This window comes from Erythrobacter sp. S267 (assembly GCF_057365045.1).
This window is the reverse complement of record NZ_CP200298.1, coordinates 1,114,058-1,127,441: the sequence shown is the minus strand read 5'-3', so window position 1 is coordinate 1,127,441 and position 13,384 is coordinate 1,114,058. Positions and strand designations below refer to the sequence as shown.

Sequence of the window (13,384 nt, the reverse complement as noted above, 5' to 3'; positions counted from 1 at the left end):
CGGACGCAAAGCGCGTTCGGCCCGATTGCTTTCAGTCTTGGACAGGCGTGATTGTGATTGGACGTGTGTCGCGGCGCAGACGGTCTGAGTATTCTTCATCAATGGCGTTCAGCTGCTCTAGGCAAAAGCGCTGAAATGGCGGCGTGGTGTCGCGAATAAAGGCCGCTTGCCCGATGTTGATCTCGAACAATTGCCCGGCACTTGGCCCGCGATAAACGCATATTGCTGATTGCACTTCCCGGCTTTGGAAGAATGTCAGAAATTCTCCATCAGAGGTTTCAATCCAGCTCCGCGTTCCGGCCAGATCATTTTGCTTGAGTATCTGCCGATACTCGCCACCTCCCAGAAAGTCGCCCGGGACAGAGCGCCAATCATAGATCGGTTTGAAGTCATCAGCCGCGAGAACTTGAACCGTTGGGGCATCACCAAATTCCCGTTCCGCCCTTACTTTAACAGTCAAAGGATCCTGTGCGGAGAGTGGGTAAACGGGCGCTTTGAGGTCGGCCAACAATTCCTCATCCGTCAGCCCGTCACGCGAGCAGTCCCCGGCAGCAAGAACAAGAAACAGTGCGGCTAAGTGGTCAAAATCGCTCGCATTCTGGGTATCGAACCGCACTGTGCAGACGGTGATCTCTTCCCGGCCTTCACTCCGGACGGCCCAATTTAGAGGGAGGGCAACATAAAGTGCACTGTCTTGCGTTACCCGGCCTTGGACTTGCCAAGGCGAAAACTGCTCAAAACCTGGCTGAATATCAAAACGAGCTGGGAGCACGGCGCCTTCTGCAGCTACATCAAAAGCGGAAAGCACCTCTTCGCGCTTGTCTGTCACCGGCGCGCGACGTTCCCTATCCGCCCGCTCTCGCTCGTTCCAATCCCCCCGCGGCGCTTGCCTCAACGCCTCAATCGTAATCGTATGCCGCTCGACAGACGCGCAATCTTTCAGAGGCGACTCAGCCGCAGCACAGCTCGGCAGGGCTAAACTCACTAAAGCGGTCAGGAGGAAGGGTATGCGGATCATTTCGGTCTAACTAGCTCAAACACAATGAATTTGGCTAGGCATCAGCGCGCCTCGCCACGCCCCATTCCATCCATCCGGCAAATTTGGGTGCTCCGGGTGTATAGCCCTCTCCTACCGGTTCGACTTCAAAGCCTGATGCGCGCACCGCTGAGGTGATCGGGCGGGTCAGATGGCAACCGCCCGCCATCGGCTTCCACAGCGGCTCTATCCGATCTTGCCATCTTGCAACACCCTCATCCGGCGCGCGGCCATGTTCAAGGAATAGCGCCTTGCCACCGGGGCGCAGGATGCGGCGCAGCTCGCTCAGAACGCGGGCGGGATCCTGAACCGAACAGAGCGTGAAAGTGCACACGCATGTGTCAAAACTTGCATCGGAAAACGGAATATCCTCGCCCACCCCCGTGCGAATATCGGCTTCGAGACCCTTGGCCTGCGCGCTTTTGCGAGCGGTGTCGAGAAGCCCTTCATGCGGGTCGATCCCAGCGTAAGACGTGATCGCCTGCGCGTCGTAGAATTCCTGATTGATCCCGCCGCCACAGCCCAGCTCAAATACATCCCCGCGCGCTTGCGGGACGATGGCTGCGCGCCGCTTCATCACCTGCCCTTGGCTGCACGCACAGGTGATGAGCTTGGGCATGATCGCCCGTTCGTACCAGCTCTTGAGGCCCATGGCGTTCTCTCCCTCTTCGGCTTGAGGCCACGATAGACCGATGGGCGCAAAGCATCCAGTTCGCGGATTTACGCCTCAACGATGGGTTCCGCGCCTTCAATCTCAGCCCGATCTGCGCACAGCAGTTCCACCGCGAGCGCAATCTTGCGACCAATGCGCGCAATGTCGCTTTCAAAGCGCGCCGTCAGAAGATCGCTCTCCATGCCAGCGAGGTCCGAAATCTGGCCCGCGCTCAGGGACAGGCGGTAAGTCGGGTGCCAACCATCTTCGCCTCTCAGACACCGAACGGGTTGGCCAAGATGGCAAATCTCGCCCGCGATCACTTTCTGCTCGGGATCGTCGAAACGATCGGAGAGATCGCGGTAAAGCATGCGATAGATCGCACGCGCATCGTCAAAGTCGATCCGGCGGTCACCCAGAAATGCGGGCTTGAGAGCAATCACAAACAGGCTCTGCCGGTCGAGCGGGTGCAGCGGCTCAAGCGGCAGATCACCCGATGCAGGACTTTCGAGCAGCTCAAACGGCAGATCGTCAGAGAGGCTCCGCATGGCAGAGGCAAACGCCCCGATCACACGCTCCAGACGCTGAGGCGAATGGGCAAGCAGGCGCTCCAGCTCAAACAGCCCAGCCTCCAACCGCAAGAGCATGCCGAAGTTCGGGCGATGGATCAGAGTATCGCGCGCGGCCCAATGGCGCGGCATCTCCGCCTTGGTGAAGAAATGGGCGAGCCCTTCTGGCAGAGCCTTGGCGGACGCCATGCGCTCCGAAATGCGCTCGGGGAAGATCGCAAAGGCACTAAACGGAGGGCCGCCGATGAATTTGGAGCCGGTCACCAGCACACTGGCGCCAATGTCGAGGTAACGCCGCAAGCAAGCGGGCGAAATCCGCCCTTGGCACGCATCGACCACAATATCGAGCCTATCGCCATATTCGTGCGCCACCTGCTCCAGCACCTCCCACTCGGGCAGGACGATGCCGGTTTTGGAGCGGTGGACGACGTGCAGCAGAGGGCGCTCGCCCTTCGCAATCGACGCTGCAACTGCCTGATTGATCAGCTCTGCATGAGCCGAAAGTTCTGTGACCGTTCCGCAGGACTGGCGCATGGGCACCGTCTCAACACGGATCGCATCAGGGGAAAATCCGGGCAGGGGATCCCCCTTTGTCACGTCTTGGCCAAGAGCCGTGCGCGGCGCGAAGTATCGGCCTGCTTGTGAGTGCTGGCACCCGCTGCCCACCTCATCGACTTCGACGACGATGTTGCAGACTTTGTCGGATGCCTCCAGCGCGCAAGCGAGCGCGATATATTCAAGGTCAGTGCCTGAGGGACCAAAGGCCAAATCCGTGCCCTCCTCCAGACCATAGCTTGCCCATATGCGATTGGCCGCGCGCGTCAGATGAGCTTCATAAATATCGGCAGGATCACGCTTCCCCAACGCCACTTCGACGCGCAATTGGTCGTGCAGCGAGTTGACATAGGAATAGGCCGCCGCGCCGATAAAGCTCGCGGTGGAGGAGGAATAGCCCAGCGTGCGCATCGGCTCTGGCGCGCAGCCATAGGAATTGAGGCCGCTGCGTTCATCCAATGTGATGCGGTCATCGCCGCCCAGGCTCATCAATGCGCAGGTGCTAAGCGAAAGCTCGTCGGTGAGAGTGTCGAGGGTCATAGGGGCGCCGAAGAGTTGGTGGGGGAAAGTTGGTGGGGGAAGCTGGGCAAACAGGGTTAATCCTTGTGCCCCCGATTTGCGCCCGTATAACGCCTTTGGCGCACAACGCAAAGCGAGCGCACGCCCTCCCCACTTTCGATCTGGGTCCGTAAGTCTATGCCTCGAACCGCTTTTCAGCCCGCTCTTCGCAGTCGATTGAAAGCTGCCGACAAGGATCGGCTGAAAGTCCTCTTCATCGCCAAGCATGCCAAGTCCGATGGCGGTCAAGATCCCGAGGATGGCGACCACGCGGTCTATCATTGCCATGTGCGCGATACGTTAAAGGCCATCGGCCTCAACGTCGAAATCGCGAACGACGCCTCCGCCCTGTATGAAAAACCGCAGGTCGACTTCGTATTCTCACTGCTCAATCGCGCGGGCTACTTCAATTCGGAGATGGCGATCCCGCTCCTGTGCGAGCAACATCGCCTGCCTTATCTCGGTGCCAGTCCGATCCAGCGGGGGCTTGCTGACGACAAGCACTTGATGAAGCGCACCGCGCGGGCGCTGGGGGTGGAGACAGCCGACTGGGTGGTGATACGCCGCCATCAACCGTTGAAGCTGCCCGAGGGCTTTCCAGGCAGCAACCTGATCGTGAAGCCTAATGCCTCCTCCGCATCATGGGGCATCCGCCACGTGCATTCGGCTGAGGAACTGTGGGACGCAGTGCGGTATCTTCACGATGAAGGCCACGATGCGATCATCGAGCCTTTCATGGAAGGCATCGACATTGAACTGCCAGTCATTGCAGGGCCGCAGCCGCAATTCCTGCCGCTGATGCGCTTTGACCACGATCCAAAGGCAATCCGGTATTATGAGGAAAAGCGCGGCCTTGCCGCCAGCGCGGCAAAGCTGGTGCAAGAGCTCGCCCCCGAAATCATCGCCCGCGCTCAAGAGATGAGCGCGCCGCTCGTCGCAGAGCTCTTCCCGTTCGATTATGGCCGCTTCGAAATGCGCTATAACGAGGTCACCGGCGACATCTCCTTCCTGGAGGTCAACATCCAGTGCAACATATGGGAGCCGCGTGTGCTGGGAACGTCCGCACGGATCGCCGGTCTGACCTATCCCGACCTGATCGAGACGATCATCGCCCACTCCATGCTGCGACAAGGCGTGGTTGAGGCGATTGAGACGGAAGAGACGGTGCCGCTTGAGATGGCGGGGGTTTGACTAGGCAGGCACCACTGCCCCGGCATAATCAAACACTTTCCCGCTATCCTCTGGACCCAGCCCTGCAAGCACATTCAGCAGCATCCCCGCCGCCTCGTCCGGCTTGGTCAGCTGTCCGTCTGGCAGTCCAGACTGAAATGGCTTCGACAGGTCGCTATCGACCGTACCGGGATGCAAGCCGACGACCACGCTCTGCTTGTGCGTTCGCCCCATCTCCAGCGCGAAGTTCTTGAGCAGCATGTTCAGCGCGGCTTTGGACGCGCGGTAGGAATGCCATCCGCCCAGCCCATTGTCCGAAATCGACCCGACGCGCGCTGACAGTGCGGCAAAGACGCTCGGTTCGGATCGCGGCAACAGCGGGAGCATATGCTTTGCCACCATCGCAGGTCCGATCGTGTTGATCGCCAGCACCTCTGCCATCGCGGTTGCATCGAGGCGTTTGTAGGTGCGCTCAGGACCGTTGCCGTCTTCCAGTGTGAGCACACCGCTCGTCACAATGACCCATTCCGGCGGCTGAGCGCGCATCGTATCCGCAGCCGCGGCAATGCTCGTCTCGTCCTTGAGGTCGAACACAAAGGGCTGAATTGCAGGCGATGCCTCTCCTGCCCAGATCCCTTTGCGCGAGCCGGCATAGACACGCTCACACCCGCGCGCCGCGAGCCCTTCGCACAGCGCCCGTCCAATCCCTCCGCTCGCCCCAAACACGGCGGCGCGGCGGGGGAGAGATTGCGACGAATGCACCATCAATTTTCCTACTTCAGCCATAGTCGCTAACCCGAACGCATGGCCGCTACAGAATATCCCGTCGACCTATCCACAAAGATAGCAAGCGGTAGGCAAAGCCTTCGGAAAATGCGCTCGTGACAGGAGAAAATCGGAAAGTCACACATTGTGATGAGAGGCTGGTAGAACCTCACGTTTTTTCAGTTACTTACAGCCTGCTCGGCTATTTTCACTGACTGCAATTCAGTGTGTCAGCCCAGCAAAGCTTGCACCCCTCGCAACGAAGGTGGCGCCACTCTCAACCAGTGCCATCTTGCCTCCCCTGAGCCAGACGTTAAGTAGAGATGCAGAAATAGGGATCACTAAGAACACATGGCTACCTTTACGCTTCCGAAGAACTCCAGGATCAAGAACGATGGCAAGGTCCACAAGGCCGAGGGCGCCAAACGGGTCAAATCGTTCAAAATCTATCGCTACGATCCCGATAGCGGCCAGAACCCGCGCTACGACAAGTTTGAGATCGACCTCGACGAATGCGGCCCAATGGTCCTCGACGCTCTGTTCAAGATCAAGAATGAGATTGACCCGACTCTGACCTTCCGCCGGTCCTGCCGCGAAGGGATTTGCGGGTCTTGCTCGATGAATTTGAACGGCAAGAATGGCCTTGCCTGCACCACCGCGATTGAGGATCTGAAGGGCGAGATTCGCATTACGCCGCTGCCGCATATGGACGTGATCAAGGATCTGGTGCCAGACTTCACGCATTTCTACGCACAATACGCCTCAATCCGTCCTTGGCTGCAAACGGTCAGCCCGACGCCTTCGGGCAAGGAGCGCCTGCAATCGCCTGAGCAGCGTGAGCAGCTCAATGGATTGTATGAGTGCATTCTGTGCGCCTGCTGCTCAACATCTTGCCCGTCCTATTGGTGGAACTCCGACAAGTTCCTCGGCCCGGCGATCCTGTTGCAAGCCTATCGCTGGCTCGCCGACAGCCGTGACGAAATGACGGGTGAGCGCCTGAACGAGCTGGAGGACCCCTTCCGCCTCTATCGCTGCCACACGATCATGAACTGCGCGAATGTCTGCCCCAAGGGCCTCTCGCCCGCCAAAGCGATTGCCGAAACGAAGAAGATGATGGCCGAACGCGCCATCTAATCAACGACTTATGGCCCTTAGCGACGACGTATTCGAGCACGGGCCAGACCCGGACAATCCCGGATGGCGGCATTGGAATCTCAAGGATGAAAGCCTGTTCAATGGTGCGGTGATGGGCAAGCTCATCACGCGGGTTGAAGAGGATGGTAGAGCCCGCTTGCGCATGTTTCCCCAGCGCAAGCATGAGAACCTGCAAGGCATCATACACGGCGCGGTCACCCTCGCTCTGATCGACATCTCGATGTTCACAACGATGCATACGATTGGCAGTGGCAATGCGGGGCCATCGGTGACGTTGGAGCTCTCCACCCACTTCGTCGGCGGCGGTGATCCGGCGCGGCCTCTCGACGCTGTCAACGAGATCGTGCGTGAAACCGGCAAGCTCGTCTTTGTGCGCGGCCAAGTCGTGCAGGACGACGATGTGGTCGCAAGCTACTCCGGCATCGTGCGCAAGATGAAACCGCGAGGCTAGCGGACATGCGCGCGCGTTATGAGAAGCTCATCGCCAATGGCGAACTGCGCGCCGATCCAGATCAGCGCCGCGCCGTTGAGTTGCTCAACTCACTTCAGAGGGAACTCGAGGCGCCCAAGGCGGGCGGTTTCCTTGGTCAGCTGTTCGGCCGGAAGCCAGAGCGCAATCGCGGCGTCTACATGTGGGGCGGTGTTGGACGGGGCAAGTCCATGCTGATGGATCTGTTCCATGACACGCTGCCCATTGCCGAGAAGCGCCGCGTCCACTTCCACGCCTTTATGCAGGAGGTGCACGCAGCCATGCGGGAGGCGCGCAAGACGCATCCCGGTGACCCCATCCCTCCGGTGGCGGAGAAGCTCTCAGATGGTGTCCGTGTGCTCGCCTTCGACGAGATGGTGGTGAACAACTCCGCCGATGCCATGATCATGAGCCGCCTGTTCACGCACCTGATCCGCGAACAGCAAGTGACGATTGTCACAACCTCCAACAGGCCGCCGCTGGACCTCTATAAAGACGGTCTCAACCGCGAGCATTTCCTGCCGTTCATTGACCTGATCGAGAGCGAATTAGATGTCTTGAGCCTCAATGGGCCAACCGATTATCGGCTCGACCGGATTGGCGGCATGCCTGTTTGGCACACGCCCATTGGGCAGGAAGCCACCGACAAGGTGCGCGAGCTGTTCTTCCGACTGACAGACTTCGCCCCCGAAGACGCAGACAATGTCCCCAGCGCAGAGCTTGCCATCGGAGCGAAACGCTCGATCCACGTCCCCAAGTCTCTGAAAGGCGTGGGCGTTTTCAGCTTCAAACGCCTATGCGCCGAAGCCCGAGGAGCACCCGACTACCTCGCCATTGCACGCGCTTATCACACCGTCATCATCGTCGGGATCCCGCGGATGGGCCCTGATATGCGCAACGAAGCCGCGCGTTTCGTGACGCTGATCGACGCGCTTTATGAGCACCGGGTAAAGCTGTTCGCAACAGCTGCGGTCAAACCTGATCAGCTCTATCAGGCCGGCGATGGCAGCTTTGAATTTGAGCGGACAGCCAGTCGCCTCAACGAAATGCAGTCAGATGAATATATGGCCTTGGGCCACGGCGCAGAAACGGCGGCGGCGGAGTAGCTGCTGCCTTAGGCCGCCGCGGCGGTTCCGATCCGCTCTGCAAGGCGAGCTTGAGCCGCCACCAAGCGGCTCATGATCTTCAGATCGTTGTCGCTAAGTGTGAGCGCCGTATCCGCCCACATCTCCGTGATAGCATTAAGCTCTTCAAGGGAGACCGGATTGACCTTCTTCGATGCACTGCGCGCCCCGACAAGTCCCGCATGCCGACGTTCCGACTTGCGGATGAACTCACGCACTGCACTGACGCCATCACCTGGCTCGGCAAGGGCGTGGACAATGCCTAGATCATACATCTGCTCGGCGGTGTAAGTCTCGTTGGATACGATGATCCGGTCGGCCATTGCCGACCCCAATTTGCGGGTCAGAAGCGCATGCGCGCCCATGCCGGGATACAGACCGAACATCACTTCGGGCAGCCCAAATGTCGCACCGCGCTCTGCGATGATATAGTCAAACGACAACAGCGCCTCAAACCCTCCGCCGAGCGCACTCCCTTGCACAAGGCCGATTGTCAGCATCGGGATATCGAGGGTGCGAATATTGCGGTCAAGGATAGCGCAGCAGCGATGTCCGTATTCGACCAGCCCTGCTCGGTTGCGGTCCCGAATTAGCTTTTGAAAGAGCTCAAGATCACCGCCAAAGCAAAAAACATCCGGCGCGCGGCTGCCTAAAACGAGGTAGCGCAAAGGAACTTTATCAGGACCAAAGCCCTTCATGATTTGCGACTGCCACTCCTCGAAATCATGCAGCATGTTCGGAGTGAAGCTTGGGCGACCCGCGGGGTTCATATAGGTCCACAAGGTCGCAGAGCTATCCTCATAAAGGACGTCTAACTCTTGGAGAGCAAACAGATCTTCCGGAATAGAAGCGTGAAGAATGCTTTCGGAGACGAACTCCTCATCACCAGTCAACGGAATTGCTTTATTGCCGCTGCCGTCCATCCCTGTTTGCTCCACTTCGACCCTGTTGCGCTCGAAAGCCTCAAGCGCTTTTCGCGAGGCCTTTTTGACCTGCTTTAATGCGAACTTAACCTACCGCTCGGGAGGGACGCAAACAATTATTTGCGCTTTCACGATGAGCTGAGTCCCAATTCGGTTCACTTCGCCCGGTCGGTTGCAATATTGTCAAACAACTTGTGGGTAACTTGGGCTCATGCGCTCAGGACTCGCGCATGAAACACACTCAGCTTGTGATGCCGAGTCGCGTAAATGCCCGCTCCAGCATCAACAATTGCCAAAGCTCGCGCGAATTGTCGCTACGTCCCGCAATATGTGCCTCGGCCAACTGGGCGACCCGCTTGGCTGAGAACCAGCCCGTCTGAGTGACCACAGCACTCGTCGCAATGGCCCGCGCCTCTCCGCTCAGTGGGCCACGTAGCCAATTGGAAATGGGTGTTACGAAGCCCTGCTTTGGCCTGTAGAGAATGTCGGAGGGGAGATATCGCTCCATGCACTTCTTCAGGAGGTATTTGCCCGTCGACCCCTTCACCCGCATCTTTTCCGGTAAGCGGGCAGCGAACTCGACCAAGCGGTGGTCGAGCAAAGGCTCGCGCGCCTCCAAACTGACGGCCATACTGGTGCGATCGACCTTGGTGAGAATATCGCCCGGCAACCAAAACTTGAGATCGGCATATTGCGCTCGGTCGAGGCCGCTTTGCGAAGGGGCGGATCGCATCAACTTGATCAGCTCATCTTCACCGCGAAATCCATCAAGTTGCGCCTTGAACCCATCCGTATAGAGCGCTGCACGTGCTTCGGGCGTCATCACCGATAGGCCACGTGCATATCCGGCCTCACCCGTCTCAGCCAAGGCCAAAAGGGTTGCTTTGGCGCGAAGAGGACGCGGCGCCCAATCCGCCTTGGGCCACATCCGCCCCAGTGGACCGAACAGCCCTTCTCGGACGCCAGCAGGAATAAGGCTGCGGACCCGCTCTTCATTGTGATGGAAGACCTGACGGCGGTAGCCAGCAAATGCCTCATCTGCGCCATCACCGGAAAGCGCGACCGTCACTTTCTCCCGCGCCAGCTGGCACACTCGCCATGTGGGCAGCGCGGAAGCATCGGCGAAGGGTTCATCGAACATCCCGGAGAGCTGATCGATGGCGTGATAGTCGTCGGCGTCGACTGTGCGCGCGTCGTGCTCCGTCCCGAATTTCTCGGCGATCAGCCGCGCATAGTCGCTCTCATCCAAGTCTGCGACGTCGAACCCGATGGAGCATGTGCGCACGGGCTCAGAACTGGCCTCGCTCATCAGAGCCACGACACTGGAGGAGTCCACGCCTCCCGATAGAAACGCTCCCAATGGAACATCGGAGACCATGCGGCTCTGCACCGCGTCGCGCATCAGATGGACAAGTTGCGCGGAAAGATCGGCTTCTTTGCCCGTCTCACGCGCTTCGAAAGATATGTCCCACCACTTGCGCTGCGCAGGCACCGGCTTGCCATGTTCCAGCAGCAGGAAATGGCCGGCTTGCAGCTTCGACACTCCGGAAAGGATTGAATGGGTGTCGGGCACATAGCCCCAGGTCAGAAAGGCATCGAGCGCGCGCGGGTCGAGCCGCCTGCGCATCTGAGGATGAGCGAGCAGTCCTTTTAGTTCCGAGGCAAATGCCAAACTGCCATCGGGCAGGTGCGTCATGAAAAGCGGCTTCACGCCGAACCGGTCGCGAGCAAGTAGCAATTGCCGCTTGTCTAGGTCGTAGAGTGCGAAGGCGAACATGCCGTGGAGCTTGTCCAAACAGTCCAGCCCCCAACGCTGCCACGCCGCTAGGATGACTTCGGTATCCCCGGTGGTCTTAAACCGCGCGCCACCTTGCTCCAGCTCATGCCGCAGCTCACGGAAATTGTAGATCTCGCCATTGAAGACGATCACCGCACGCCCGTCAGCGGAATGCATTGGCTGGGGAGAACCTTCTAGGTCGATGATGGAGAGCCGACGATGGCCCAGCCCTACACCCGGCGCGGTCCAAACCCCCGAGCCATCTGGACCGCGATGAACCAGTGCATCGCACATACGCTCAACCCGGCGTGGATCGACCGGTTTGGGCGTTTCAGCATGAAAGATTCCGGCGATCCCGCACATGGTGATTTAAGCGGTTAGCCTAACGCTCAGCCAGCGACAATCGGGACGAGAAGACTGGCGGTGATAGCGAGCGCCGCGGTGCCTGCAATCAGTACGATCGGACTGGCAAAGCCGCGCTCCAATGCAGAGGTAAACCGGAATTGCGCGACCTGTTCAGCACTCCAGCCAAAGTCGTCAGGTTCACACTCGAAAAAGCGCCATGCAGCTGAGAGAACCAATGCAACAACCAGCGCAAAGAAGATCCAGCCATAAAAGATGTGATCGAAGCCCGCGGCAAACTCAACGCCCTGGCTTTGCGCGATGTAGATTGTGCCCCATGCGCGGATGCCATTGGCGATGATCGGCACGATGATCGAGGCAGCCATGAAGGCTGCTCGCCGCGTCCAGCTCTTGAACCGTGTAAAGCACACCAACACGGCAAGCGTCACCATCGCGATCAGGAAACGCACGCCGGAGCAAGCCTCCGCCACGATAAACAGACCCACAGGCGTGTCGATATAGATGCCATCAACCACTGCGGGAATGCCGCTCCAATGGGTGAGCGCAATTGCGATGTCCGCTGTGATCGCTTGCAGCGGCGGGATGATCTCATCACCAAACGGCACGAGGAACACTCCAAAGACCAGCGGCAATGCGAGCATCAGTGAAGCGCGCGGTCCAATCATCGCAATGACGAGCCCCTGAAGTGCGCCCACAGCTCCAGCGTGAGCAACGAGGTTGATGTCACTCGCCCGGCCCACAAGCCACAGGGCGAGGCCGCTTGCGACAATGGCGAGCCCGGGCAGCCAAGGTCTCGGCTCAGTCTTGGCAAGCTCTCCCGCCTTCAAGACGGTGAGCCACCCAATAATGAAAGGCACCAACAAGATGTGCGTATAGGTGTCGATGTTCCACCATTGATGGAGCATCTCCCCCCACTCACGTGCCGTAATCGCGACGAGGATCGCCGCCGCGATGGCGAGCGCGCCCAGCGTGCGTTGCCAAGCTGCAGGGATGCGAGCCAAAAAGGACTGGCTGCTGGGATCGGGAATTGCGGTGTCAGGCTGCATCACGCGCCTCCCCTCCACTGCCCCAGACCAACGCATCGAGAGGTGCAAGCATCGCCTCCCAATCATGGTTGCTCAGGACGAAATGCCGTGCAGCGATAGCCATCTCTTCGGCACGCTTTGGGTCATTCATCAAAGCGACGGCCGTGTGCACCATCGCGTTCGGATTAGCTTCCACGACCATCCAATCCTTGCCATCACGCGCGTTTATCCCCGTCGCTGCCTCTGGCGTGACCATCACAGGCCGCGCCATTGCCATCGCTTCGAGCACCTTGTTCTGCACTCCGCGCGCAATTTGCAGCGGTGCAATCACGCAGGTCGCGCTGGCAAGGAAAGGTTTGACGTCAGGCACTTCGCCCCAGATCGTGAGACCCGGAGTGCCCCTAGGCGCAAGCAATGCCTTGGTCGGAGCACGCCCCACGACATGGAACTCAGCATCCGCAAATTGCTCGCGGATCTTGGGGAGGAAGTGCTCCGCCGCCCACAAAGCCGCCGCTTCGTTAGGCGCATAGTCCATCTGCCCGGTGAAGACGAAGTGCGGCCCCGGACGCGCGGCGATCTCTGGCTGGGGGGCGACTTTGCCCGGATCGAAGGCTTGAGCGTCGATCCCATTGCCGATCACATGCACATTGGCCATCGAGGGGAATTGAAGGCGGGAATCGAACAACTCCGCCTCGTTCTCGCTGATCAGGATAGTCGCGTCAGCACGGCGGGCCAGGCGTTCTTCTTCGCGGGCCAATAAGCGCCCTTCGCGCGCATTGAGCCAAACGCGGTCCCCAGCAGCAGCGTAGCTTTCAAACTTGGCGCTATCGACGTCGCAAAGGTCGATCACGACACGCCCGCCGAAACCCTCCGGTACATACTGTCCCATCTGTCCGGAGAAGACGACGATAGCGTCGATGTTGCGGCTCGCGATGGTTTCGCGGACCCAGGCTGCCAGTTTGGACGAGTGAAAGGCGGTCAGACTTACCGGCTTGCCCGACAAAACCGCCTCTGCGCCTGCAAGGACGAGCGGCTTTGAACGTCGGACCGCCAGATGTGACGCGGCGATACTCGCCAACTCATCGAGATCAGCTTGGCTCTCATTTCCTTCCGAGAAGCACCCGACATGCACCGGAGCCATCTTGGCGAGCTTGCGCAACAGGTTGGCGCTGCGGATCGTGTCTCCGCGATTGGGCGGAAACGGAACTCGGTGTGCGAGGAATAGGATGTCACCCACCGTTCC

Annotated in this window: 12 protein-coding genes; 4 read left to right on the top strand and 8 right to left on the bottom strand. The window is 59.3% G+C overall.

Translation table 11 applies throughout. The features are described 5' to 3' along the window. Positions 1-31: 31 nt before the first annotated feature. The 3 genes from AC0V6X_RS05205 to AC0V6X_RS05195 all read right to left on the bottom strand — a co-directional run bounded on the left by AC0V6X_RS05205 (position 32) and on the right by AC0V6X_RS05195 (position 3,352). Positions 32-829: a hypothetical protein gene (locus AC0V6X_RS05205; protein WP_486183525.1), complete on the bottom strand. Its 798-nt coding sequence runs from the start codon at positions 827-829 to the stop codon at positions 32-34. Positions 830-1,052: 223 nt separating this feature from the next. After that, the gene (locus tag AC0V6X_RS05200; RefSeq protein ID WP_486183524.1) at positions 1,053-1,688 is read right to left on the bottom strand and encodes a class I SAM-dependent methyltransferase; all 636 of its coding nucleotides are present in this window, start codon (positions 1,686-1,688) and stop codon (positions 1,053-1,055) included. Positions 1,689-1,756: 68 nt separating this feature from the next. Further along, complete coding sequence (locus tag AC0V6X_RS05195; RefSeq protein ID WP_486183523.1) at positions 1,757-3,352, bottom strand: hypothetical protein; 1,596 nt, start codon at positions 3,350-3,352, stop codon at positions 1,757-1,759. Between the two features lie 156 nt (positions 3,353-3,508). Here AC0V6X_RS05195 and AC0V6X_RS05190 point away from each other — a divergent pair, with 156 nt between their 5' ends. Then, positions 3,509-4,561 carry a D-alanine--D-alanine ligase family protein gene (locus AC0V6X_RS05190; protein ID WP_486183522.1) on the top strand — a complete coding sequence of 351 codons (1,053 nt, stop codon included), beginning with the start codon at positions 3,509-3,511 and terminating at the stop codon, positions 4,559-4,561. On the opposite strand, the gene AC0V6X_RS05185 is transcribed toward AC0V6X_RS05190, so the two are convergent. Further along, positions 4,562-5,326 (bottom strand): SDR family NAD(P)-dependent oxidoreductase, encoded by a 765-nt coding sequence (locus AC0V6X_RS05185; protein WP_486183521.1) that lies wholly within the window; start codon positions 5,324-5,326, stop codon positions 4,562-4,564. Positions 5,327-5,656: 330 nt separating this feature from the next. On the opposite strand from AC0V6X_RS05185, the gene AC0V6X_RS05180 reads away from it, so the two are divergent. Genes AC0V6X_RS05180 through zapE form a run of 3 tightly spaced genes read left to right on the top strand, consistent with a single transcriptional unit; the run spans position 5,657 to position 8,035 of the window. Continuing rightward, on the top strand, positions 5,657-6,439 hold the full coding sequence (locus tag AC0V6X_RS05180; protein WP_486183520.1) for a succinate dehydrogenase iron-sulfur subunit: 783 nt from the start codon (positions 5,657-5,659) through the stop codon (positions 6,437-6,439). A 10-nt stretch (positions 6,440-6,449) separates the two neighbouring features. Next, a complete protein-coding gene (locus tag AC0V6X_RS05175) occupies positions 6,450-6,911 on the top strand; it encodes a PaaI family thioesterase (RefSeq protein WP_486183519.1) in 462 nt (153 codons plus the stop codon). A 5-nt stretch (positions 6,912-6,916) separates the two neighbouring features. Then, positions 6,917-8,035 carry a cell division protein ZapE gene (zapE, locus tag AC0V6X_RS05170; RefSeq protein WP_486183518.1) on the top strand — a complete coding sequence of 373 codons (1,119 nt, stop codon included), beginning with the start codon at positions 6,917-6,919 and terminating at the stop codon, positions 8,033-8,035. Positions 8,036-8,043: 8 nt separating this feature from the next. On the opposite strand, the gene AC0V6X_RS05165 is transcribed toward zapE, so the two are convergent. The 4 genes from AC0V6X_RS05165 to AC0V6X_RS05150 all read right to left on the bottom strand — a co-directional run bounded on the left by AC0V6X_RS05165 (position 8,044) and on the right by AC0V6X_RS05150 (position 13,378). Continuing rightward, positions 8,044-8,946, bottom strand: coding sequence for a crotonase/enoyl-CoA hydratase family protein (locus AC0V6X_RS05165; protein ID WP_486183517.1), 903 nt, complete (start codon positions 8,944-8,946; stop codon positions 8,044-8,046). Between the two features lie 271 nt (positions 8,947-9,217). Continuing rightward, a complete protein-coding gene (locus AC0V6X_RS05160; protein WP_486183516.1) occupies positions 9,218-11,116 on the bottom strand; it encodes an XrtA/PEP-CTERM system amidotransferase in 1,899 nt (632 codons plus the stop codon). Positions 11,117-11,142: 26 nt separating this feature from the next. Then, positions 11,143-12,162, bottom strand: a complete 1,020-nt coding sequence (gene xrtA, locus AC0V6X_RS05155) for an exosortase A (protein WP_486183515.1) — start codon at positions 12,160-12,162, stop codon at positions 11,143-11,145. Continuing rightward, positions 12,152-13,378 carry a TIGR03087 family PEP-CTERM/XrtA system glycosyltransferase gene (locus AC0V6X_RS05150; protein ID WP_486183514.1) on the bottom strand — a complete coding sequence of 409 codons (1,227 nt, stop codon included), beginning with the start codon at positions 13,376-13,378 and terminating at the stop codon, positions 12,152-12,154. The genes xrtA and AC0V6X_RS05150 overlap by 11 nt, the downstream gene beginning before the upstream one ends. Positions 13,379-13,384: the final 6 nt, after the last annotated feature.